21 protein-coding genes are annotated in these 20,935 nt (G+C 74.5%); 11 read left to right on the forward strand and 10 right to left on the reverse strand.

Features of this window, described 5'->3' with window-relative positions:
* The first annotated feature begins 143 nt into the window (after positions 1–143).
* Positions 144–2,738 carry an ATP-dependent chaperone ClpB gene (gene clpB, locus WCD74_RS18365; protein WP_337696316.1) on the forward strand — a complete coding sequence of 865 codons (2,595 nt, stop codon included), beginning with the start codon at positions 144–146 and terminating at the stop codon, positions 2,736–2,738.
* A 141-nt stretch (positions 2,739–2,879) separates the two neighbouring features.
* Here clpB and WCD74_RS18370 read toward each other — a convergent pair whose 3' ends face one another.
* Positions 2,880–4,400, reverse strand: coding sequence for an MFS transporter (locus tag WCD74_RS18370; RefSeq protein ID WP_337696317.1), 1,521 nt, complete (start codon positions 4,398–4,400; stop codon positions 2,880–2,882).
* A 149-nt stretch (positions 4,401–4,549) separates the two neighbouring features.
* On the opposite strand from WCD74_RS18370, the gene WCD74_RS18375 reads away from it, so the two are divergent.
* A complete protein-coding gene (locus tag WCD74_RS18375) occupies positions 4,550–4,876 on the forward strand; it encodes a hypothetical protein (protein WP_337696318.1) in 327 nt (108 codons plus the stop codon).
* Positions 4,877–5,009: 133 nt separating this feature from the next.
* On the opposite strand, the gene WCD74_RS18380 is transcribed toward WCD74_RS18375, so the two are convergent.
* Genes WCD74_RS18380 through WCD74_RS18395 form a run of 4 tightly spaced genes read right to left on the reverse strand, consistent with a single transcriptional unit; the run spans position 5,010 to position 9,044 of the window.
* Positions 5,010–5,663: a response regulator transcription factor gene (locus WCD74_RS18380; RefSeq protein WP_337696319.1), complete on the reverse strand. Its 654-nt coding sequence runs from the start codon at positions 5,661–5,663 to the stop codon at positions 5,010–5,012.
* On the reverse strand, positions 5,660–7,153 hold the full coding sequence (locus tag WCD74_RS18385; protein ID WP_337696320.1) for a sensor histidine kinase: 1,494 nt from the start codon (positions 7,151–7,153) through the stop codon (positions 5,660–5,662). Before WCD74_RS18385 ends, WCD74_RS18380 begins: the two co-directional genes overlap by 4 nt.
* A complete protein-coding gene (locus tag WCD74_RS18390) occupies positions 7,101–7,337 on the reverse strand; it encodes a hypothetical protein (RefSeq protein ID WP_337696321.1) in 237 nt (78 codons plus the stop codon). Before WCD74_RS18390 ends, WCD74_RS18385 begins: the two co-directional genes overlap by 53 nt.
* Positions 7,338–7,394: 57 nt before the next feature.
* Positions 7,395–9,044 (reverse strand): ABC-F family ATP-binding cassette domain-containing protein, encoded by a 1,650-nt coding sequence (locus tag WCD74_RS18395; protein WP_337696322.1) that lies wholly within the window; start codon positions 9,042–9,044, stop codon positions 7,395–7,397.
* Between the two features lie 84 nt (positions 9,045–9,128).
* Between WCD74_RS18395 and WCD74_RS18400 the strand changes: the two genes are divergently transcribed.
* The 5 genes from WCD74_RS18400 to WCD74_RS18420 all read left to right on the forward strand — a co-directional run bounded on the left by WCD74_RS18400 (position 9,129) and on the right by WCD74_RS18420 (position 13,303).
* Positions 9,129–10,268, forward strand: coding sequence for a TtfA family protein (locus WCD74_RS18400; protein ID WP_337696323.1), 1,140 nt, complete (start codon positions 9,129–9,131; stop codon positions 10,266–10,268).
* Entirely contained in the window at positions 10,265–11,023 is a 759-nt protein-coding gene (locus WCD74_RS18405) for an SDR family NAD(P)-dependent oxidoreductase (protein ID WP_337696324.1), read from the forward strand. The genes WCD74_RS18400 and WCD74_RS18405 overlap by 4 nt, the downstream gene beginning before the upstream one ends.
* Positions 11,024–11,103: 80 nt before the next feature.
* The gene (locus tag WCD74_RS18410) at positions 11,104–12,012 is read left to right on the forward strand and encodes a glycosyltransferase family 2 protein (RefSeq protein WP_337696325.1); all 909 of its coding nucleotides are present in this window, start codon (positions 11,104–11,106) and stop codon (positions 12,010–12,012) included.
* Positions 12,013–12,035: 23 nt separating this feature from the next.
* On the forward strand, positions 12,036–12,650 hold the full coding sequence (pyrE, locus tag WCD74_RS18415; protein ID WP_337696326.1) for an orotate phosphoribosyltransferase: 615 nt from the start codon (positions 12,036–12,038) through the stop codon (positions 12,648–12,650).
* Positions 12,647–13,303, forward strand: coding sequence for a TrmH family RNA methyltransferase (locus WCD74_RS18420; RefSeq protein WP_337696327.1), 657 nt, complete (start codon positions 12,647–12,649; stop codon positions 13,301–13,303). Before pyrE ends, WCD74_RS18420 begins: the two co-directional genes overlap by 4 nt.
* A 2-nt stretch (positions 13,304–13,305) precedes the next feature.
* On the opposite strand, the gene WCD74_RS18425 is transcribed toward WCD74_RS18420, so the two are convergent.
* From WCD74_RS18425 to WCD74_RS18435, 3 genes are all read right to left on the reverse strand, one after another.
* Positions 13,306–14,040 carry a DedA family protein gene (locus WCD74_RS18425; RefSeq protein ID WP_337696328.1) on the reverse strand — a complete coding sequence of 245 codons (735 nt, stop codon included), beginning with the start codon at positions 14,038–14,040 and terminating at the stop codon, positions 13,306–13,308.
* 96 nt (positions 14,041–14,136) lie between these two features.
* Positions 14,137–14,664, reverse strand: a complete 528-nt coding sequence (locus tag WCD74_RS18430) for a flagellar biosynthesis protein FlhF (protein WP_337696329.1) — start codon at positions 14,662–14,664, stop codon at positions 14,137–14,139.
* Between the two features lie 85 nt (positions 14,665–14,749).
* Positions 14,750–15,403 (reverse strand): SigE family RNA polymerase sigma factor, encoded by a 654-nt coding sequence (locus WCD74_RS18435; RefSeq protein WP_373696101.1) that lies wholly within the window; start codon positions 15,401–15,403, stop codon positions 14,750–14,752.
* Positions 15,404–15,715: 312 nt separating this feature from the next.
* On the opposite strand from WCD74_RS18435, the gene fbaA reads away from it, so the two are divergent.
* From fbaA to WCD74_RS18450, 3 genes are all read left to right on the forward strand, one after another.
* Positions 15,716–16,750, forward strand: coding sequence for a class II fructose-bisphosphate aldolase (gene fbaA / locus WCD74_RS18440; RefSeq protein WP_337696331.1), 1,035 nt, complete (start codon positions 15,716–15,718; stop codon positions 16,748–16,750).
* Between the two features lie 109 nt (positions 16,751–16,859).
* Positions 16,860–17,300, forward strand: a complete 441-nt coding sequence (locus WCD74_RS18445; protein WP_337696332.1) for a DUF3151 domain-containing protein — start codon at positions 16,860–16,862, stop codon at positions 17,298–17,300.
* A gap of 82 nt (positions 17,301–17,382) precedes the next feature.
* Complete coding sequence (locus WCD74_RS18450; protein ID WP_337696333.1) at positions 17,383–18,453, forward strand: FUSC family protein; 1,071 nt, start codon at positions 17,383–17,385, stop codon at positions 18,451–18,453.
* Between the two features lie 3 nt (positions 18,454–18,456).
* On the opposite strand, the gene WCD74_RS18455 is transcribed toward WCD74_RS18450, so the two are convergent.
* Complete coding sequence (locus WCD74_RS18455; protein WP_337696334.1) at positions 18,457–18,702, reverse strand: hypothetical protein; 246 nt, start codon at positions 18,700–18,702, stop codon at positions 18,457–18,459.
* A 149-nt stretch (positions 18,703–18,851) separates the two neighbouring features.
* Positions 18,852–19,559 (reverse strand): hypothetical protein, encoded by a 708-nt coding sequence (locus WCD74_RS18460; protein WP_337696335.1) that lies wholly within the window; start codon positions 19,557–19,559, stop codon positions 18,852–18,854.
* A gap of 70 nt (positions 19,560–19,629) precedes the next feature.
* Between WCD74_RS18460 and WCD74_RS18465 the strand changes: the two genes are divergently transcribed.
* Positions 19,630–20,919 (forward strand): adenylosuccinate synthase, encoded by a 1,290-nt coding sequence (locus WCD74_RS18465; protein ID WP_337696336.1) that lies wholly within the window; start codon positions 19,630–19,632, stop codon positions 20,917–20,919.
* Positions 20,920–20,935 lie beyond the last annotated feature (16 nt).

Here is a 20,935-nt window from a genome sequence, read left to right on the forward strand (position 1 = left end):
GATTCGTCACCGAGTGTGCTGACGGCGCGGGACGAATCGGAGATAGCTCGACAGACTTGAGCGGAATACACTCAAGGTTTCGCCAGGTTGACCTCCACGAGAGTCACGACCACCCGTACCGCTCCTCCCCAGAAAGGCTCCCGATGGACTTCTCGCCGACGACGCGGACCCAGCAGGCGGTGTCCGCCGCGGTCCGCGCCGCCACCGCGTCCGGGCACCCCCAGGTGTCGCCGGCGCACCTCCTCGTCGCCCTGCTCGATCAGACCGACGGCATCACCCTGCCGCTGCTGCGCGCCGTGTCGGCCGACCCGGACGCCGTGCGCGGGGAGTCCGAGCGGCTGATCGCGTCGATGCCGAGCGCCACCGGCTCCGGGGTCTCGGCCCCGCAGTTCGACGGCGACTCGGCCCGGGTCCTCGCGCACGCCCAGCAGCTCGCGGCCGACATGGGCGACGAGTACGTGTCCACCGAGCACCTGCTGGTCGGCATCGCCGCCGCGGGCGGCCGGACGGCGGGCGTCCTCACCCGCCACGGCGCGACGCCGGAGGCGCTGCAGGAGGCGTTCGGCAAGGTCCGGGGCTCGACGCGGATCACCTCGCCCGACCCGGAGGGCACCTTCCAGGCCCTGGAGAAGTACGGCCAGGACCTCACCGAGCGGGCCCGCTCCGGCGCGCTCGACCCCGTCGTCGGCCGCGACGCCGAGATCCGGCGCGTCGTGCAGGTGCTGTCGCGGCGCACGAAGAACAACCCGGTGCTGATCGGCGAACCCGGCGTCGGGAAGACCGCGATCGTCGAGGGCCTGGCGCAGCGCATCGTCGCCGGTGACGTCCCCGAGTCGCTGCGCGACAAGCGCGTCGTCGCGCTGGACCTCGGGTCGATGGTCGCGGGCGCGAAGTACCGCGGCGAGTTCGAGGAGCGGCTCAAGGCCGTCCTCGGCGAGATCACCGACTCCGCGGGTCAGGTGATCACCTTCATCGACGAGCTGCACACGATCGTCGGAGCGGGCGCCACCGGCGAGTCCGCGATGGACGCCGGCAACATGATCAAGCCGATGCTGGCGCGCGGCGAGCTGCGGATGGTCGGCGCCACGACGCTGGACGAGTACCGCAAGCACATCGAGTCCGACCCGGCGCTGGAGCGCCGCTTCCAGCAGGTCCTCGTCGGCGAGCCCTCGGTGGAGGACACCGTCGGCATCCTGCGCGGGCTCAAGGAGCGCTACGAGGTGCACCACGGCGTGCGCATCACCGACGCCGCGCTCGTCGCCGCCGCCGCGCTGTCCGACCGGTACATCACCGCCCGGTTCCTGCCCGACAAGGCGATCGACCTGGTCGACGAGGCCGCCTCGCACCTGCGGATGGAGATCGACTCGCGGCCGGTGGAGATCGACGAGGTGGAGCGCGCGGTCCGCCGCCTCGAGATCGAGGAGATGGCGCTGGCCAAGGAGTCCGACGCCGCGTCCGCCGAGCGGCTCGGTGCCCTGCGCGCCGAGCTCGCCGAGAAGCGCGAGGAGCTGTCCGCGCTCACCGCCCGGTGGCAGGGCGAGAAGGACTCCATCAACTCGATCCGCGACCTCAAGGAGCGGCTGGAGTCGTTGCGCGGCGAGGCCGACCGGGCCGAGCGCGACGGCGACTACGAGACCGTCGCCCGCCTGCGCTACCGGGACATCCCCGCCGTCGAGAAGCAGTTCGCCGAGGCGGAGGCCGCCACGACGGCCGCCGGACCGGTCATGCTCAAGGAGGAGGTCGGACCGGACGACGTCGCGGACGTCGTGTCCGCGTGGACCGGCATCCCGGCGGGCCGCCTGCTCGAGGGCGAGACGGCGAAGCTGCTGCGCATGGAGGACGAGCTCGCCGCCCGGGTCGTCGGGCAGTCCGAGGCCGTCCGGGCGGTGTCGGACGCGGTGCGCCGCACGCGGGCCGGCATCGCCGACCCCGACCGTCCCACCGGCTCGTTCCTGTTCCTCGGTCCCACCGGCGTCGGCAAGACCGAGCTGGCGAAGGCGCTCGCGGCGTTCCTGTTCGACGACGAGCGGGCGATGATCCGCATCGACATGAGCGAGTACGGCGAGAAGCACTCCGTCGCGCGGCTCGTCGGGGCGCCCCCCGGCTACGTCGGCTACGACCAGGGCGGCCAGCTCACCGAGGCCGTGCGGCGCCGCCCGTACGCGGTGGTGCTGCTCGACGAGGTCGAGAAGGCCCACCCGGACGTGTTCGACGTGCTCCTGCAGGTGCTCGACGACGGGCGCCTGACCGACGGCCAGGGCCGGACCGTCGACTTCCGCAACACCATCCTCGTGCTGACCTCCAACCTCGGCTCCGCGGCGCTGATGGACTCCGCGCTCGACGACGCCGGGCGGCGCGAGAAGGTGATGGAGGTCGTCAAGCGGTCGTTCAAGCCGGAGTTCCTCAACCGGCTCGACGACGTGGTGGTGTTCCACGCGCTGTCCACCGAGGAGCTCACCTCCATCGTCGACATCCAGATCCAGCGGCTGGCCACCCGCCTGTCCGGGCGCCGGCTCACGCTGGACGTCACGGACGCCGCGAAGGAGTGGCTGGCCCTGCAGGGATTCGACCCGCTCTACGGCGCCCGGCCGCTGCGCCGGCTGGTGCAGTCCGCGATCGGCGACCAGCTCGCCCAGGAACTGCTGGGCGGCGAGGTCCGCGAGGGCGACACCGTCCGGGTGGACCTCGACAAGGACGCCGAGCACGGGACGGGCGCGCTGACGGTCACGCGGGCCTGACGGCTCGGCCCCGCTGAGCGAAGGGCCTTTTCGGTCGGGTAGACGGGCGAAGGGCGCCCACCGCCGGTCCGGCACCGGATGAGCGAAGGGCCCCTCCGATCGAGTAGATCGACCGGAGGGGCCCTTCGCTCGTTCCCAGGGTCAGGCCGCGACCGGCTCGCCTGCCGGCACCGGCTCGTCGTCGGGGGAGGCGGTGATGGGCGGGACGGAGCGCAGCGCCCAGAGGGCGACCCCGGAGAGGACGAGGAAGACGACGCCGCCGACGCCCGCCGTCGTGGCGAGCCCGACGGTGAAGGCGTCGCGGGCGGCGTCGAGCACGCCCGGGTCGCCGGTGCGCGTCGCGGCCTCGAGGCTCTGGCGGGCGGCGTCCGCCGTCGACGGCGGGACGCCGGCCGGGAGGGTGATGGTCGAGCGGTAGACGACGGCGGCGAGGCTGCCGAGGGTCGCGACGCCGAGCGCGATCCCCATCTCGCCGCTGGTCTCCGACAGGGCCCCGGCGCTGCCGGCCTTCTCCGCGGGCACCGACCCGACGACCAGGTCGGTGCCGAGCGCGGCCGGAGCGGCGACGCCCATCGACGTCACCAGGAACGCGCCGACCAGCAGCCACGGCGAACTGCCCACCTCGAGCGTGGTCAGCGCCAGCAGACCGCACCCGGCCAGGGCCAGCCCGCCCGCGATCACGGTCGCCGGGCGCAGCCGGCCCGCCAGACGAGGGGCGGCGTTGGTCGCGACGATCATCGCGAGCTGCAGCGGCGCCAGGATCAGCCCCGCCTGGAGCACCGTTAGCCCGGCGACCAGCTGGAACCACTGCGTCGCCAGCAGGAACGTCCCCGCCATCACGACCCCGCCGGCGAGATTCAGCCCGAGCGCCCCGGACACCGCGCGGCGGCGGAACAGGCGCAGGTCCAGCAGGGGGTCGTCCAGGCGCAGCTGCCGCCGCACGAACGCCACCCCGACGGCGGTCCCGACGACGAGCGCCGCGAGCGGGCCGGGGGCCGGACCCGCCGTCGCGAACTCCTTGAGGGCGTAGACGACGGGCAGGACCGTCCCGAGCGACAGCGCGACGCTGACCAGGTCGATCCGGCCGGCCCCGTCGTCGCGGGCCTCGGGCAGCAGCAGCGGGCCCGCGACCAGCAGCACCGCCATCACCGGCACCCCGAGCAGGAACGCCGCGCCCCACCAGAACGCCTCGAGCAGCAGCCCCCCGGCCAGCGGACCGACGGTCATGCCGCCCATGAAGCAGCTCATCCAGATCGCGATCGCCGACGCGCGGGCGCGCGGGTCGGGGAACATCGTGCTGATCAGGGCGAGCGTCGAGGGCATCAGCGTCGCCCCGGCGATGCCCAGCACGGCGCGGGCGGCGATCAGCGTGGCGGCGGAGTCGGCGAAGGCCGCGACCACGGAGGCCACCGCGAACGCCGCGCCGCCGATCAGCAGCAGCCGTCGGCGGCCGATGCGGTCGCCGAGGGTGCCCATCGTGACCAGGAACCCGGCGATCATGAAGCCGTAGACGTCCATCGCCCAGAGCTGCTCGGTCGGCCCGAGGTCGAGGTCCGCGCTCATCGCCGGCAGCGCGAGGTAGAGCACGCTCATGTCGAGCGAGAGCAGCAGGGTCGGCAGGGCCAGGACGGCGAGCCCGGTCCACGCTCGTCGGTTCGCCATGGTCCCGAAAACTAACAGACAAGTACTGATTCAGGAACAACGTCGATGAGAGGGCCCTCATCGCGGTCTCCCGGAGCCCTCACCGCCGGTCCCGAGAGTGGTTCTCGAGGGCGGGCGAGGTGCCCGCCCCGATCACCGGGAGACCTGCCATGACCCGCACCCGCCTGCTCGTCCTCGGCGCCGCCGCCGCCGGCGTCGTCCTGCTGTCCGGCTGCGCCGGCGGTGACGACGCCCCGCTGCCGGCCGGCGTCGCCGTCCCGGGCATCACCGAGATGTCCGCGGACACGCCGATCGCGCCGCCGGCCCCCGTGGTGCCGCCGGCCCCGCTCGGGGACGACGACCTGGATGACCGCTGGGACGACGACCGGGACGACGACCGGGACGACGACCGGGACGACCTGGACGACCGCGACGACGACCTGGACGACGACCTGGACGACCGGGACGACGACGCGGACGACCGCTGGGACGACTGACAGCAATGCGTCACTGCTCGCACCCAGTGCCAGGGAAGGCGGCACCGTCACGAGGGGCCGCGACGATGTGGCTTCTCTGGCGTCCAGTGCAAGCAGCGACGCATTGCTGGCATCCGGCGGGTGCCAGGGCCGCTCAGACGAGCCGGTACCCCATCCCGCGGACGGTGGCGATCCGGTCGGCGCCGATCTTGCGGCGCAGGTAGCGGACGTAGACGTCGACGACGTTGGAGCCCGGGTCGAAGTCGTAGCCCCAGACCCGGGAGAGCAGCTGCTCGCGGGAGAGCACCTGCCCGGGGTGGCGCAGGAACGTCTCGGCCAGCACGTACTCGCGCGCCGAGAGGTCCACGGTCACCCCGTCCACCGTCGCCTGCCGCGTCCGCACGTCCAGCGACAGCGAGCCGTGCCGCAGCACCGTCACCTCGCCCGACGAGTCGGCCAGCCGCCGGCGCACCCGCGCCAGCAGCTCCTCGAAGCGGAACGGCTTGGCCATGTAGTCGTCCGCGCCGCCCTCGAGGCCGGCGACCGTGTCGGTGATCGAGTCGCGGGCGGTCAGCACGATCACGGGGAGCCGCGACCCGGAGCCGCGCAGCTCCGACAGCACCCCGAAGCCGTCCATCCCGGGCAGCCCGATGTCGAGGACCAGCAGGTCGAAGTGCCCGGAGAGGGCCTGGTCGCGGGCGGCCACGCCGTCGCCGACGGTCGTGCAGGCGAACCCCGCGCCCCGCAGGCCCTTCTCGACGAACGACGCGATCCGGGGCTCGTCCTCGGCGATCAGGATGCTGCTCACGACCACTCCGCCCGGAACGGGATGACGAGGGTGAAGGTGGCGCCGGGACCGCTCTCGCCGGGCCGGCCCGCGCCGACCCCGTCGGACAGTGCGACGCGGCCGCCGTGCGCCGCGGCGATGGCGCCGACGACGGCGAGGCCGAGTCCCGCGCCCTCGGACCGCCGCGCCCCGCCCCCGCGGGCGAAGCGGGCGAAGATGCGGTCCCGGTCGGCGTCCGCCACCCCGATCCCGGTGTCGGAGACCCGGAGCTCGAGCACTCCGCCGCTCATCGCGGCCCCGAGGACGATGCGGTCGGCCGGCACGGTGTGGGCGACGGCGTTGTCGGCCAGCGCCAGCAGTGCCTGGGTGATCCGCTGCGCGTCGAGGGCCTGGACGAGGCCGCCGACGGACTTCACGACCCCCCAGTGGCGGTCGCCGAGCCCCCGGGCCTTGGCCAGCGTCTCCTCGACCAGTGCGTCGACGTCGGTCGGCTCCGGGCGCACGAAGGCCGGTTGCTCGGCCTTCGCGAGCACGAGGAGGTCGGCGACGATGCGGTTCATCCGCTCCAGCTCGTCGTCGACCAGCGCGAGGGCCTCGCGGACGTCCGCGGGGTCGCCGGGGTCGACGACGTCGAGGTGGCCCCGCACGATCGTGATCGGGGTCCGCAGCTCGTGGCCCGCGTCGTCGACGAAGCGCCGCTGCTCCGTGGCGCCCGCCTCGAGCCGGTCGAGCATCGCGTTGACCGCGCTCACCAGGTCCCCCATCTCGTCGCGGCCGGTCTCGACCCGGATGCGGGCGGACAGGTCGGTCTCGGTGATCGCCCGGGCCGTGCGGGCGACCGAGCGCACCGGCGCCAGGATCCGGCCCGCCACGAACCACGCCCCGCCGGCCGCGAGCAGGGCCGTGACCGCGCCGACCCCGACCATGAGCAGCGCGGCGTCGTCCGCCGCCTCCCGCTCCTGGTCGGCGAAGTACGCGGCCACGAGTACCCCGCGGCCCGGGGCGCCGGTCAGCGTCACGGGGACGGCGAGGTAGCGCACCTCGCCGGCGGCACTGGCGTAGGTACCGGCCGTCGGCTCGGTGACGGGCCCGACGAGCGCGGTGAACGCCGGGTCGGCGGACAGCAGGACCGGGCTCGCCTGCCGGCTCTGGAACCGGAACACCCCGTCGACGTAGCCGAGGAACTTCTCGTTCGGCCGCGCGAGGTTGTAGGTGATCGCGGTCTGCAGGACCGCGTCGACCGTCCCGAACGGCGTTCCCGACGACGGGTCCCGGCCCGAGGCCGTGAGCGCGGTGAACTCGTCGACCTCGGTGCGCAGCGCCGCGTCCATCCGCGTGTCGGTCTCGGCGACGGAGAGCCGCCAGGTCACGAGCGTGACCACCGCGAGGCTCGCCAGCACCACGAGCAGGACCCAGGCGACGATCCGGAGGCGGGCGGAGAGCCGCCCGCCCCGGGACTCAGTTGTCGTCGTCCGGTCCGTCGTCGTCGGGCCCGTCGGGACCGTCGTCATCCTGGTCCTGCCCCGCGGGGGGCGGCGCCACCGTGCCGCTGTCGTCCTCGTCGTCCGCCGGGGCCCCGGGCACCGCCGAGGGCACCGAGACCGGCGCCGGCAGGGGCGGGGCGCTCGAGGTGTCGCACGCGGCGAGCCCGGCGAGCGAGGCGAGCAGCAGGGCGGCGGCGAGGCGGGAGCGCATGGTCGGAATCCTCGGCCTCGTCGATGAGCCCTCGATGACGGGCCGATGAGAGGACTCTCATCCGGAGGTCTCGGTGACCCGGCCCGCCTCGACGTGCCAGTGCCGCGTGGTGCGGACGGTGTCGAGCATCCGGCGGTCGTGGGTGACCAGCAGGACGGTGCCGGGGAACGACTCGAGCGCGGACTCCAGCTGCTCGATCGCCGGGAGGTCGAGGTGGTTGGTGGGCTCGTCGAGGACCAGCAGGTTCACGCCGCGGGCCTGCAGCAGGGCCAGGGCGGCGCGGGTGCGCTCCCCGGGCGAGAGCGAGTCGGCCGGACGGTGCACGTGCTCGGCGCCCAGCCCGAACTTCGCCAGCAGCGTCCGCACCTCGGACGTCGGCCAGCGGTCGACCTCCGGCTCCCGGGAGAACGCGTCGAGCAACGTGCCGGAGGCGAACGAGGAGCGGGCCTGGTCCACCTCCCCGACGACGACCGAGGAGCCCAGCTGCGCCGACCCGGCGTCGGGAACGACCCGGCCGAGCAGCAGGCCGAGCAGGGTGGACTTGCCCGCCCCGTTGGCGCCGGTGACGACGACGCGGTCGGCCTGGTCGAGCTGCAGCGTCACCGGGCCGAGGGTGAAGTCGCCCCGCCGCACGACCGCGTCCGACAGCGACGCCACCACCGTGCCGGAGCGGGGCGCGGTCGCGATCGTCATCCGGAGCTCCCACTCCTTGCGGGGCTCCTCGACGACCTCCAGGCGCTCGATCCTCCGCTGCGACTGCGCGACCTTCGACGCCTGCTTCTCGGTGGACTCCGCGCGGACCTTGCGGGCGTTCTTGTCGTTGTCGGAGCGCCCCGCGCCCTTGCGCCGGGCATTGCGCACGCCGTGCTCGAGCCAGTTGCGCTGGGTCTGCATGCGGCTCTCGAGCGCGGACCGCTTGTCGGCGTACTCCTCGTAGGCCTCGCGGGCGTGCCGGCGGGCCACGGCGCGCTCGGCGAGGTAGGCGTCGTACCCGCCGCCGTATAACGCCACCTGCTGCTGGGCGAGGTCGAGCTCGAGGACGCCGGTGACGGTGCGGGCGAGGAACTCGCGGTCGTGGCTGACCAGCACGGTCGGGGCGCGCAGCTCGGTCACGAAGCGCTCGAGGCGGGTGAGCCCCGCGAGGTCGAGGTCGTTCGTGGGCTCGTCGAGCAGGAACACGTCGAAGCGGGCGAGCAGCAGCGCGGCGAGGTTGACCCGGGCGGCCTGGCCACCGGAGAGCGTCGTCATCGGGGTGTCCAGCCCGAGCGCGAGCCCGAGGTCGTCGGCCACCTCGGGCACCCGGTCGGCCAGGTCGGCGGCGCCCAGGTCGAGCCAGCGTTCGAGAGCCACGGAGTAGCGCTCGCCGTCACCACCGGCCTCGAGCTCCGCCGTGGCCGCGTCCAGCTCGGCCTGCGCGGCGGCGACCCCGGTCCGGCGGGCGAGGAACCCCTCGACGGTCTCGCCCGCCCGGGGTGCGGGTTCCTGGGGCAGGTGACCGACGGTGGCGGTGGGCGGGGAGAGCTCGACCGTCCCGGCGTCCGGCGTCTCGAGCCCGGCGAGGACGCGCAGGAGCGTGGACTTGCCGGCGCCGTTCGCCCCGACGAGCCCGACGACCTCGCCCGCGGAGACGGTGAGGTCGGCGCCGGCGAACACGGTGCGCGCGCCGTGGACGGCCGAGACGTCGCGCGCGACGAGGGTGGCGTGCACCGAGCCGAGCCTAGCCCCGAGAAAGGCCCGGTCACTCCGAGTGTCCTCCCCCATCGGGGTGGGGCACGGGCCTACGCTCGGCGGGTGCCTGCCTGGATCTGGTTCGTCGTGGCGCTGGTCGCCGCAGCCGGCGGTGCGCTGCTGCTCTGGTACGACCGCGCCCGCCCGGAACGCCGGGGGAACGACCGGCAGGAGTGGGCGGCGTCCAAGGGCTGGGAGTTCACCGACGCGCTGTCCTCGCCCCCGCACGCGTGGCGCTACGGGACGCTGCGCGGCGACGGGCCGCGCCAGGCCTACGACGTCGCGAAGGGCGCCGTGCCCGGTCCCGGCGGGCGCCGGCTGGGCTGCATCTTCGACCAGGAGCAGGACGGGCGGACCGTGGCGACGATCGCCGCGGTGCGCGGCACCGTCGCGGTGCCGGTCGCGATCGAGCTGCGGCTGCCGGAGTCGCCCCGCCCGGACGACGACGAGCTCGACAACCTCGGGCAGGTCGGGCGCCGCTACGCGTTCGTCTCGAACGCGATGGAGGGCCGGCGGCTGCTGACCCGCGGGGTCACCGACGCCGCGGACCGGGTCGGCGCCGACGTGCCGCTGGTGTGGGCCGAGGACACCTGGGTGCTCGCGTCGATCGAGCCGGAGGCCGACCCGGACCGGGTCGAGGGGCTGATCGAGTCGCTCGTCGAGGTGTCGGCGGCGATCAAGGAGGCCGTCGAGGGCAGGGACAGCGGAGTCGGCGGAGTCGGCGGTCCGGGCGGAGCGGGCGGCACCGGCCGGCCGGAGCCCGAGCAGGACGACGCCCCCACCACCGTCGTCGGGTCCCGGGAGTCCGGGCGGCGCGAGCCGGAGCGGGCGGTCCCGCCGGTCGGCAGCCCCGCGGACGAGTCCCGCACCGAGACCGTCGAGCGCGAGGACGACGACGCGCCGACCACCGTGGTCGGGCGGCCGGGAGCCGGGCGCCGCGACACGGACCGCCCGGACCGCCCCGACGCTTCTGACGACGATCTCGACGAGGACTTCGACGAGGACCTCGAGCGCTTCGCCGCGGGCGACGACGACACGAGCCCGTACACCCGGTCCGGCGCCGCGACCCACCGCGACCGGCCCGCCGACATCCCGTACGACCTGGAGAGCGACGACCCGGAACCCGACCGGGGCCCCGGCCGGGACGAGCCGCGCTCCTCGCAGGGGAGCACGTGGCGCAGCGGGAAGTTCCGCGGGCGGTGAGCGGCACCGCCCTCGTGACCGGGGCGAGCTCGGGCCTGGGCGCCGAGTTCGCCGTCCAGCTCGCCGCCGCGGGCTACGACCTCGTGCTGGTGGCCCGCGACGAGGCCCGGCTGCAGGCGCTGGCCGACCGCCTCGGCGGCGCGGAGGTGCTGGTCGCCGACCTCGCCGACCCGGCGTCGCGGCTCGCCGTGGAGCAGCGGCTGGCCGCGGACGAGCGCCCGGTGGACCTGCTGGTGAACAACGCCGGCTACGGGACCGCGGGCGAGTTCGTCGACACCGACCTCGACGTGCTCGCAGCGAACCACGAGGTCAACGTGACCACCGTGCTCCGCCTGACGCGGGTCGCCCTGCCCGGGATGATCGCGCGCGGGAGGGGCGGCGTCCTCAACGTCTCCAGCGTCGCGGGCTTCCTGCCCGGCCGCGGCTCGGTGTACGGCGCGGGCAAGGCGTACGTGACGACGCTGTCGCAGAGCCTCGCGCGCACGGTCGCGGGCACCGGGGTGCACGTCATGGCGCTCTGTCCGGGTTACGTGAAGACCGAGTTCCACCAGCGCTTCGGGCAGGCCCGGACCGGGCCGGCGTTCGCGTGGATGGAGCCGGACTACGTCGTCCGCGTCGCGCTCGCGGACTTCGCCGCCGCGCGCGCCGTGTCGATCCCGCACCCGCTCTACAAGGGCATCGTGGCACTCGCCCGGGTGGCGCCGCTCGGCCTGGTGCGCCGCATCGCGCGGCGCAGCGCGTCCGGCCGCGGCTGAGAACCGGACGTCGGGGACGGACCCGGACGAACCGGTCGCGGGCGTTTGACCAGCGCGTTCGTGCTGGACAGGATGCGCCGGTGAACGCGACGGGGGCCGGCCGGACGCCCCGGGTGTCGGTGGTCGTCCCGCTGTACCAGAAGGAGCGGTACATCGGACGGACCGTCGCGAGCGTCCTCGCGCAGACGTTCGCCGACCTCGAGCTGGTGGTCCTCGACAACGCCTGCACGGACGGGTCGGCCGACGTCGTCCGGTCGTTCGACGACCCGCGGGTGCGCCTGGAGCGCAACGCCGCGACCGTGCCCGCCCCGGAGAACTTCCGGCGCGCGGTGGCCCTCGCGCGGGCGCCGCTGGTCAAGGTGGTCAACGCGGACGACCTGATCTACCCGTCCGCCCTCGCCGAGCAGGTCGCGGTGCTCGACGCCGAGCCGGACGTCCCGCTCGTGTCGTGCCGGCACGACCTGGTGGACGACGACGACGTCGTCCTGTCCCGCGACCGCGCGCTGCGGACCCCCGACCTCGTCGGGCGGCAGGACGCGACCACGGTCGTCCGGCGGATCGTCCGGCACCGCGGCAGTCCCCTGGGCGTCCCCGGCAACATGCTGTTCCGGCGGGCGGCGTACGACGCGGTCGGCGGTTTCCCGGACAACCCGTACGCGCTCGACGTCGCCCTGGCCGCCCGGCTGGTCGAGCAGGGCGGGTTCTACGGGCTGCCGCGCACGCTCTCGGCGTTCCGCCTGGCCACCGGGTCGGTCACCTCGACGGCGTTCCGGCGCAACATCGCTCTGCAGCACGCGTTCCTGCGGGAGCTGCGGGCCCGGCACGCGGACGTGATCCGGCCCCGGGACGTCGCGCTCGGGCTGCTGCGCGAGCCGGTGACGACGCTGCGGCAGCGCCTCATGGCCGCGGCCTCGTCGGACCCCTCCAGCCGCACCCACCGGTGGATGCGCCACGCGGTGGACCCGCGTGGCCCCGCGGTGCGGACCTGAGAGCCACGACCACAATGGCGGGCATGTCGTCGTCGCACGCCCCGCTGCCCGGAGCCCCCGCCGACCGCGCCGTCGCCACCGTCGGGGGCGGCCCCGACGTCGACGGGCCGGCCCGGGCCCGGCTCGCCGGGCTCGCGCGCGAGCTCGCCGTCGTGCACGGGCGGGTGGTGCTGTCGTCGGGCCGCGAGGCCGACTACTACGTCGACATGCGGCGGATCAGCCTCCACCACGAGGCCGCGCCGCTGATCGGGCGCCTGCTGCGGGAGATGACCGCGGACTGGACCTACGACGCCGCGGGCGGGCTGACGATGGGCGCCGACCCCGTCGGGGCCGCGATCATGCATGCGCCGGGCCGCCCGATCGACGCCTTCGTGGTCCGCAAGGAGGCCAAGGGCCACGGCATGCAGCGGCGCGTCGAGGGCCCGGACGTCGCCGGCCGGCGGGTGCTGGTCGTCGAGGACACCTCGACCACGGGCGGCAGCCCGGTGACCGCGCTGGACGCGCTGCGGGAGGCCGGCGCGGAGGTGGTCGGCGTCGCGACGATCGTCGACCGGGCCACCGGCGCGGCCGAGGTGATCCAGGCGCGCGGCGTGCCCTACCGTGCGCTGCTCGGGCTCGCGGACCTGGGCCTGGAGTGACCGGGCCGGGTCCCGACGACGACGGGCCCGGCCCGACCGAGTGGACGGCGGGCGCCCCGGAGGTGGGGGTCGGGCCGTGGGAGGGACCGTGGCCGACCGACCCGCACTACGACCCGGAGCTACTCGAGCACGGCGACCGCCGCAACGTCGTCGACCGCTACCGCTACTGGCGGCGGGAGGCGGTCGTCGCGGACCTCGACACCCGCCGGCACCCGTTCCACGTGGCCATCGAGAACCTCCGCCACGACGCGAACATCGGGACGATCGTGCGCACGGCGAACGCGTTCCTGGCCGCCGCGGTGCACGTCGTCGGCCGGCGACGGTGGAACCGGCGGGGAGCGATGGTCACCGACCGGTACCAGCACATCGTGCACCACCCGGACGTCGACGACCTCGTGACGTGGGCCCGCGGTGAGAGCCTCGTCGTCGTGGCGGTGGACAACGGTCCGGGCGCGGAGCCCCTCGAGTCCACACGGCTGCCACGCGCCTGCGTCCTGCTGTTCGGGCAGGAGGGCACCGGGCTGTCCGCCGAGGCGGTCGCGGGCGCCGACCTGGTCGTCTCGATCGCCCAGTTCGGCTCCACCCGCTCGATCAACGCGGGCGTCGCCGCCGGGATCGCGATGCACGCGTGGATCCGCGAGCACGCGACCTGACGTCAGGCGCCGGGACGGCGGATCTGCTGGGTGGGGGCGTCCTCGTTCGCGCCGTCGAGGGTCTGCTCCGCGAGCCCCTGGGCGCCCAGCTTCTTCTCCCGCCGGGCCTGGATCAGCTCGACCAGGATCGGGATCAGCGAGATCACGACGACGAGGATCAGCATCGCCTCGATGTTGTCCTTGACGAACTCGAACTGCCCGAGCACCGCGCCGAGCAGGGTCACCCCGGCGGCCCACAGCACGGCGCCGATCGCCGAGAAGGTCATGAACCGCTTCGCGTCCATCCGCCCGACGCCGGCCATGACCGTGATGAACGTGCGGACGATCGGCACGAAGCGGCCGAGCACGATGGCCCGGTTGCCGTACTTGTCGAAGAACTTCTGCGTGCGGTCGACGTTCTCCCGCTTGAACAGCCGCGAGTCGGGCTTGTCGAAGATGGCGGGCCCGGCCTTGTGGCCGATCCCGTACCCGACGACGTTGCCCGCGAAGGCCGCCACCACGAGCACCACGCAGACCAGCCACAGCGGGGTGTCGATCAACCCGGTGGTCACGGCGAGGCCGGTGATGAACAGCAGCGAGTCACCCGGCAGGAAGAACCCGATCAGCAGGCCGCACTCGGCGAAGAGGATCAGCGCCACGCCCAGCAGGGCCCACGGCCCGAGGCTGGAGATGATGTACTGCGGATCCAGCCACTGCGGGCCCAGGGCGACGACCGTGGTCGCGTCGGCGAGCGTCACGCCTCATCACGGTACTGGGCGCGCCCCGGCGATTCGTGTGCACCCGGGCGATCCGCCCACCGGTGTCACGGACGATGACGCACGGTGCCCGGCCGGTCAGGCCGGGAGCAGCAGGGAGAGCACCCCGATCGCGGCGCCGACCGACCCGCCGGCCAGCAGCGACACGACCGCCCACCAGGTCACGGTGGCGGCGCTCCAGGTGCCCGGTCCGTCCACGGGCGGGGCCGCCACGGGGGCGGGGCGCGGGCCCTGCGGGTACGCGGAGTAGGCGGCGTGGGCGGAGAAGGGTCCCGACGGCGGGCCGGGCCGGGCCCCGGCCGGCCCCTGCGGGGGGTACGCCGGGCGCGGGGGGCCGGGCCGGGCGCCGGGCGGGGGGAACGCGGTGCTGCCCGACCGCGGTGCCGGGACGTCCGCCCGGACCGGGGAGCGGGTGGTCGGGGGGTCGGCGGGCGCGTCCTGGTGCTTCCGGCGGCCGAGCGGGCGGAACCGGCGCGAGCGGCCGCCCGCGGGGTCGGCGGGGGCCTGGCCGGGGGACTCCGACGTCGGCGGGACGGCGCGCGGCGTCGACACGCCGCCCGCCGCGTGGGCCCGCAGCGCCTCGGACAGCAGCCGCTCGTCATCCATCGCGGGCGATCGTAACCATGCGCTCCGGCCCGGCCCCAGGGGTCGACACCCCTGGGCGCGGCGGGCGGCCCGCCTCAGGGCGGGGTCAGGGGGCCCCGCCCACGATCTTCGAGATCGCGTCCAGGCCGCGGCTGGCGGTGGACTTCACGGTGCCGCGGCTGATCCCGGTGGCCTCGGCGATCTCGGCCTCGGAGAGCCCGCCGTAGTAGCGCAGGACCAGGACCTCGCGCTGGCGGCGCGGGAGCTGCCCCAGCGCCGAGACCACGGCCTGGTGCTCCGCGGAGAGCATCGCCAGCGACTCCGCCGACCGCGCGTCGGCGGTGTGGGGCGGGGTGTACTCCCGCGCGGTGCGCCGCCGGCGCAGCACCGAGCGCGACCCGTTGACGACCGCGGTGCGCAGGTAGCCCAGCGCCGCGTTCTCGTCGCGCAGCCGGGTCCAGTGCCGGTGCAGGCCCGTGAACGCCTCCTGGACGACGTCCTCCGCGGTCGCCGGGTCGTCCACCAGCAGGATCGCGAGCCGCACGAACCGCATCCGGTGCTCGCGGTAGAGGTCCTCGAGGGTGCGCGGGCCGTCGGCGGCGGGCTCGGAGGGCGGGGGCGCGGCCGGGAGGAGACCGGGGGGCGGTGGGCCCGGCGCGGGGCGCGGGGCGGGCGGGTGCGTCGGCCCGGGCGGACCGATCGGCGGGCGGGAGCCGGCGCGCGTCTGCTCGCCGCGGGCGGGCGGGGCGGCGGGGTGCACGACCGACGCCTCGGCCCCGGTCATGGCGTCGAGCGCCCGCAGGCTGCCCAGTGTGCGTTCGATCGCACTCTCGACCGGCTCGACCACGCCTCCGACGATAGACCAGCCCTCCGACACCCCGTCCCGGTCCCGCACCCGGAAAACGGGACACCACATCCGCTTCGACCGGGGCACCGCCGAACGGGGGAGATCGGTCACGTCCGGCGCGGACCTCGGGAGGCAGCGGACACCCGAGGTGGACGGGCATACTGCGGGCCGCGAGCGGGGTCCCCAGTACCGCCGACGACACGAACCGCACCAGGGAGCCACCTCATGCCGATCGCGACCCCCGAGGTCTACACCGAGATGCTCGACCGGGCGAAGGCGAACCGCTTCGCGTACCCGGCGATCAACTGCACCTCGTCGGAGACGATCAACGCCGCGCTGCGCGGGTTCGCGGAGGCCGAGAGCGACGGCATCATCCAGTTCTCCACCGGCGGGTCGGAGTTCGGGTCCGGGCAGTCGGTCAAGGACATGGTGGTGGGCGCGAGCGCGCTGGCCGAGTTCGCCCACGTCGTCGCCGAGCAGTACTCGATCAACGTCGCGCTGCACACCGACCACTGCCCGAAGGACAAGCTGGACGGCTTCGTGCGCCCGCTGATCGCCCTCTCGCAGGAGCGCGTGGACGCCGGGCGGAACCCGCTGTTCCAGTCGCACATGTGGGACGGCTCCGCGGTCGAGCTGCACGAGAACCTCGAGATCGCCCAGGAGCTCCTGGAGAAGGCCGCCAAGGCGAAGATCATCCTGGAGATCGAGATCGGCGTGGTCGGCGGCGAGGAGGACGGCGTCGCCAACGACATCAACGACAAGCTCTACACCGCCCCCGGCGACTACGAGCACACCGTCGACGCGCTCGGCGCCGGCGAGAAGGGCCGCTACCTGCTCGCGGCGACCTTCGGCAACGTGCACGGCGTCTACAAGCCGGGCAACGTCAAGCTCCGCCCGTCGGTGCTCAAGGAGGGCCAGGAGGTCGCGGCGCGCAAGCTCGGGCTCTCCGAGGACTCGAAGCCGTTCGACCTGGTCTTCCACGGCGGCTCGGGCTCGCTGCTCGAGGAGATCCACGAGGCGCTGGACTACGGCGTGGTCAAGATGAACGTCGACACCGACACCCAGTACGCCTTCACCCGCCCGATCGCCGGGCACATGTTCTCGAACTACGAGGGCGTGCTGAAGGTCGACGGCGAGGTCGGGGACAAGAAGGTCTACGACCCGCGCTCCTACCTCAAGGCGGCCGAGAAGGGCATGGCCGAGCGCGTCGTCACCGCGTGCGAGAACCTCCGCTCGACGGGGCAGTCGCTGGCGAAGTAGGCCCCCTCCCGGTGTCAGCAGTGCGGCCATGCTGACACCGGACGTCACATTCGTGGGTGGTACGACGGCGGGCGGGGCGGGCTCGGGGGCGGCGGGGACAATCGGGGTCATGACGATCCCGACCGGTCCCTCCGCCGGGCACGGCCACAACCTGCTCGGTCCCCAGCCCACGCTCCTGCCCGCCGACCCCGGCCCGGACGACCGGCTCGCCGCCGGGGAGGACCCGGCCGCCGTCGCCGCGGACCACCCGACGTCGAGCGCGGCGTGGGCCACGCTGGGCGAGCAGGCGCTGGCCGAGGGCCGGACGATCGCCGCGTACGCCTACGCGCGCACCGGCTACCACCGCGGGCTGGACCAGCTCCGCCGCAACGGGTGGAAGGGCTTCGGCCCGGTGCCGTGGGACCACCGGCCCAACCAGGGCTTCCTGCGTGCCGTCGCCGTGCTCGCCCGGGCGGCGGCGACGATCGGCGAGGTGGACGAGGCCGCGCGGTGCCGCGACCTGCTCGACGACTGCGACCCGGAGGCGGCGCCCGCCCTGGGCGTCGAGTAGACGCCGCCGTGACCGGGACGGACGGGTCGTTCGTGCATGTCGAGGCCACGAACGGGTCGTTCGTCCCGGGCAGGGGGCCCGCGTGAGCCGGATCCGCGACCTCGTCGAGACCCGGCGACGGCGGCTGCGCGACGCGGCGCTCCCGGTCGTGCAGTGCGCCCTCGCCGCCGGGGCGGCGTTCGCGATCGCGCGGCACGTGGTCGGCCACGAGCTGCCGTTCTTCGCCCCGATCGCCTGCGTGCTCGTCCTCGGCATCTCGGTGACCAACCGGCTGCGCCGCAGCGTGGAGCTGGCCCTCGGGGTGTCGGTCGGGGTCGGCGTGGGCGACGGGATCGTGCTCGTCATCGGCAGCGGCTGGTGGCAGATCGCGGTGGTGGTCGCGCTGGCCCTGCTGGTCGCGCTGCTGTTCGACGTGGGTGCGCTGCTGCTCAACCAGGCCGCGGTGTCGGCGGTGCTCGTGGCGACGCTGCAGCCGCCCGGGACCTCGGCCGCCTTCTCCCGGTGGATCGACACCCTGGTCGGGGCGGCGCTCGGCCTGGCGGTCGCCGCGCTCCTGCCGTCGAACCCGCTGACCGCCGCGCGCCGCACCGTCGACACCCTGCTCGCGGAGCTGGAGGAGGCCCTGCGCGGGGCGGCCGAGAGCATCGAGGCGGCCGACCCGGCGACCGGCGCGCGGGTGCTGGAGCGGATCCGCGCGAGCCAGCGGGCGGTCGACGCGTTCGACAGCGCCGTCGACGCCGGCTACGAGATCACCGTGATCGCCCCCGGACGGCGGCGGCACCGCGGCGAGCTCTCCCGGCTGCGCACGGCGACCGGCCCACTGGATCTGGCCGTGCGCAACGCCCGGGTGCTGGTGCGCCGGGCGGTGTCGGCCGTGACCGACGGCGAGGAGGTGTCCACGACGGTTGCGCCCACGCTGAGGTCGCTGGCCGACGCGGTCGGTCTGCTGCGGGTCGACCTGGCGGGCGGGCACCCGCTCGGTGCGGCCGAGGTGGCGGTGCTCGACGTCGCGGCCCGGCTCCCGCGCCGCGGCGGCGGGTTCTCCGCGGACGTGGTGGTCGCGCAGATGCGCTCGATCGTCACGGACCTGCTGTGCGGCGTCGGGATGGACCGCGAGTCCGCACGGTCCGCGGCGTCCGCCAGCCGGCGCTGAGCGCTACGACGCCTTCGGCAGCGGGCGGTCGACCACGTCGACGACGTCGACGACGTCGGCGGGGGTGAGGTCGACGACCAGCGGCTCGACCGCCTTCAGGTGACGCTCCGCGACGGGGCGTGACTCGAGGCGCAGCGGCGGACGCACCGGACGGCGTCGCGCGCCGACGTCGAGGACGCGGGACTCGAAGCGCTCCAGGAGGACGGCCGCGACCAGCAGGAGCAGGGGGATGAGCACCGCGACCAGCATGAACAGACCGTACCCCCCGCGTGAGTGACCTGAACCTGATCCATTCCAGGTCGGTCCGAACGTCGTACTCACCGCTACGGCAGGTGTGCCACAGCTCACGGCGGACGCCCACCGACGACGCCGCACGTTTCCCGGACGTTCACCGACCGTCACCGGCGGACGAGGTGGAAGTCCTCGGTGTGCCGGTACCAGCTCCGCCGTTCCAGGGGCCGCGCGTCGTCCACGCCGTCCCGGGAGGCCGCCGCCGCGGTGCCCGGGCGGATGCCCACGGTCGCCGCGCGGCCGAACGTGACGCGCTCCTCCGGTCGCCGCAGCCGGCGACGGCGCGTCACCGTCACCGCCACCCCGCCGCCCCCGGGTCCGAGGCCCCCGCGGGTCGCCGCGTCCGCGTCCGGCCGCACCGCCAACCCGGCGGCCTCCCCGCGGACGAGTTCGTGCTCGTCGCAGTAGGCGACCCCGGAGAACGGACCGACGCGGTGCACGCCCGCGACCACGCCGCCGCGGTCGTCGCGGATCAGCGGGGCGGGCCCGGCGTCACCGTCGAGGGCGAGCTCGAGGGCCGAGGTGCCGGTCGGCAGCCCCCATACGTCCGCGGCCGCCGAGGACGGGGCCGGCACGAACCCGACCGGGAGGTCCAGCCGCTCCCGGCGCAGCAGGCGCACGAGGACGGCGGCGAGGTCGGCGTCGGTCCCGGCGACCACGAGCCGAGCGGCGTCGTCGAGCAGCGGGTCGACCTCCGCGCGGGTCGGCGGGCCGGCGCAGGCGACCACGGCCGCCGTCGGGAAGGGGCCCGGGAGCACGGCGTCGCCGCAGGTCAGTACCACGATGCCGTCCGGGGGTGCGCGGCGGTCGGACATCGACGACTACCCTTCCGGTGCACGGGGCGGACTCGTGCGGGAACCAGCACGCGACCCCAGGGAGTCTCACATGCCCGCGATCGTCCTCATCGGTGCCCAGTGGGGTGACGAGGGCAAGGGCAAGGCCACCGACATCCTCGGCGGCGAGGTCGACTGGGTGGTCCGCTACCAGGGCGGCAACAATGCGGGCCACACCGTCGTGCTCCCGGACGGCCAGAAGTTCGCGCTGCACCTGATCCCGAGCGGCATCCTCAGCCCGGGCGTGACCAACGTGATCGGCAACGGCGTGGTGGTCGACCCGGCCGTGCTGCTCGAGGAGCTCGCCGGGCTCGAGGCCACCGGCGTGGACACCTCGAAGCTGCTGATCTCGACCGACGCGCACTTGATCATGCCGTACCACGTGGCCATGGACAAGGTCACCGAGCGCTTCCTGGGCAAGTCGAAGATCGGGACGACGGGACGCGGGATCGGGCCCGCCTACCAGGACAAGGTCGCCCGCGTCGGTGTGCGCGTGCAGGACCTGCTGGACGAGAAGATCCTCCGGCAGAAGGTCGAGGCGGCGCTGGACCTGAAGAACCAGGTCCTGGTGAAGGTCTACAACCGCCGCGCGCTCGACCCCGACGAGGTCGCCGACCAGGTGCTCGCCTGGTCCGAGGGCTTCTCCCACCGCATCGCCGACACCCGCCTCGCCCTGAACCAGGCGCTCGAGCGCGGGGAGACGGTGCTGCTCGAGGGCTCGCAGGGGACGCTGCTCGACGTCGACCACGGCACCTATCCGTACGTGACCTCGTCGAACCCGACGGCGGGCGGCGCCTCCGCCGGCTCGGGCATCGGGCCGACCCGCATCGACCGCGTGATCGGGATCCTCAAGGCCTACACCACCCGCGTCGGGTCCGGCCCGTTCCCGACGGAGCTGCACGACGCCGACGGCGAGTACCTGCGCAAGCAGGGCGGGGAGTTCGGGGTGACGACGGGTCGGTCGCGGCGCTGCGGCTGGTTCGACGCGGTGATCGCCCGCTACGCGACCCGGGTCAACGGCCTCACCGACATCTTCCTGACGAAGCTGGACGTCCTGTCGAGCCTGCCCGAGGTGCCGATCTGCGTCGGCTACGAGATCGACGGGCAGCGGGTCGACGACATGCCGATGACGCAGTCCGACCTGCACCACGCGAAGCCGGTGTACGAGCGCATGCCCGGGTGGTTCGAGGACATCTCGGCGTGCCGGGACTTCGCCGACCTGCCGCAGGCCGCGCGGGACTACGTCGAGCGGATCGAGGAGCTCTCCCTGGCGCCGGTGTCGGCGATCGGGGTCGGGCCGGGTCGCGACGAGACGATCACGCGACGTACTTCGGTGGTGTGACGCGCTCACGTAGCCT

Origin of the sequence: Actinomycetospora aurantiaca (assembly GCF_037401875.1) — a bacterium.
Lineage (GTDB): Bacteria > Actinomycetota > Actinomycetes > Mycobacteriales > Pseudonocardiaceae > Actinomycetospora > Actinomycetospora aurantiaca.

Bases quoted from the DNA above. Each gene is read 5' to 3' on its own strand.
- clpB (WP_337696316.1), top strand. From the start codon at position 144: ATGGACTTCTCGCCGACGACGCGGACCCAGCAGGCGGTGTCCGCCGCG.
- WCD74_RS18370 (WP_337696317.1), bottom strand. From the start codon at position 4,400: ATGGCGAACCGACGAGCGTGGACCGGGCTCGCCGTCCTGGCCCTGCCG.
- WCD74_RS18375 (WP_337696318.1), top strand. From the start codon at position 4,550: ATGACCCGCACCCGCCTGCTCGTCCTCGGCGCCGCCGCCGCCGGCGTC.
- WCD74_RS18385 (WP_337696320.1), bottom strand. From the start codon at position 7,153: ATGACGACGGTCCCGACGGGCCCGACGACGACGGACCGGACGACGACA.
- WCD74_RS18390 (WP_337696321.1), bottom strand. From the start codon at position 7,337: ATGCGCTCCCGCCTCGCCGCCGCCCTGCTGCTCGCCTCGCTCGCCGGG.
- pyrE (WP_337696326.1), top strand. From the start codon at position 12,036: ATGTCGTCGTCGCACGCCCCGCTGCCCGGAGCCCCCGCCGACCGCGCC.
- WCD74_RS18430 (WP_337696329.1), bottom strand. From the start codon at position 14,664: ATGGATGACGAGCGGCTGCTGTCCGAGGCGCTGCGGGCCCACGCGGCG.
- fbaA (WP_337696331.1), top strand. From the start codon at position 15,716: ATGCCGATCGCGACCCCCGAGGTCTACACCGAGATGCTCGACCGGGCG.
- WCD74_RS18445 (WP_337696332.1), top strand. From the start codon at position 16,860: ATGACGATCCCGACCGGTCCCTCCGCCGGGCACGGCCACAACCTGCTC.
- WCD74_RS18455 (WP_337696334.1), bottom strand. From the start codon at position 18,702: ATGCTGGTCGCGGTGCTCATCCCCCTGCTCCTGCTGGTCGCGGCCGTC.
- WCD74_RS18460 (WP_337696335.1), bottom strand. From the start codon at position 19,559: ATGTCCGACCGCCGCGCACCCCCGGACGGCATCGTGGTACTGACCTGC.
- WCD74_RS18465 (WP_337696336.1), top strand. From the start codon at position 19,630: ATGCCCGCGATCGTCCTCATCGGTGCCCAGTGGGGTGACGAGGGCAAG.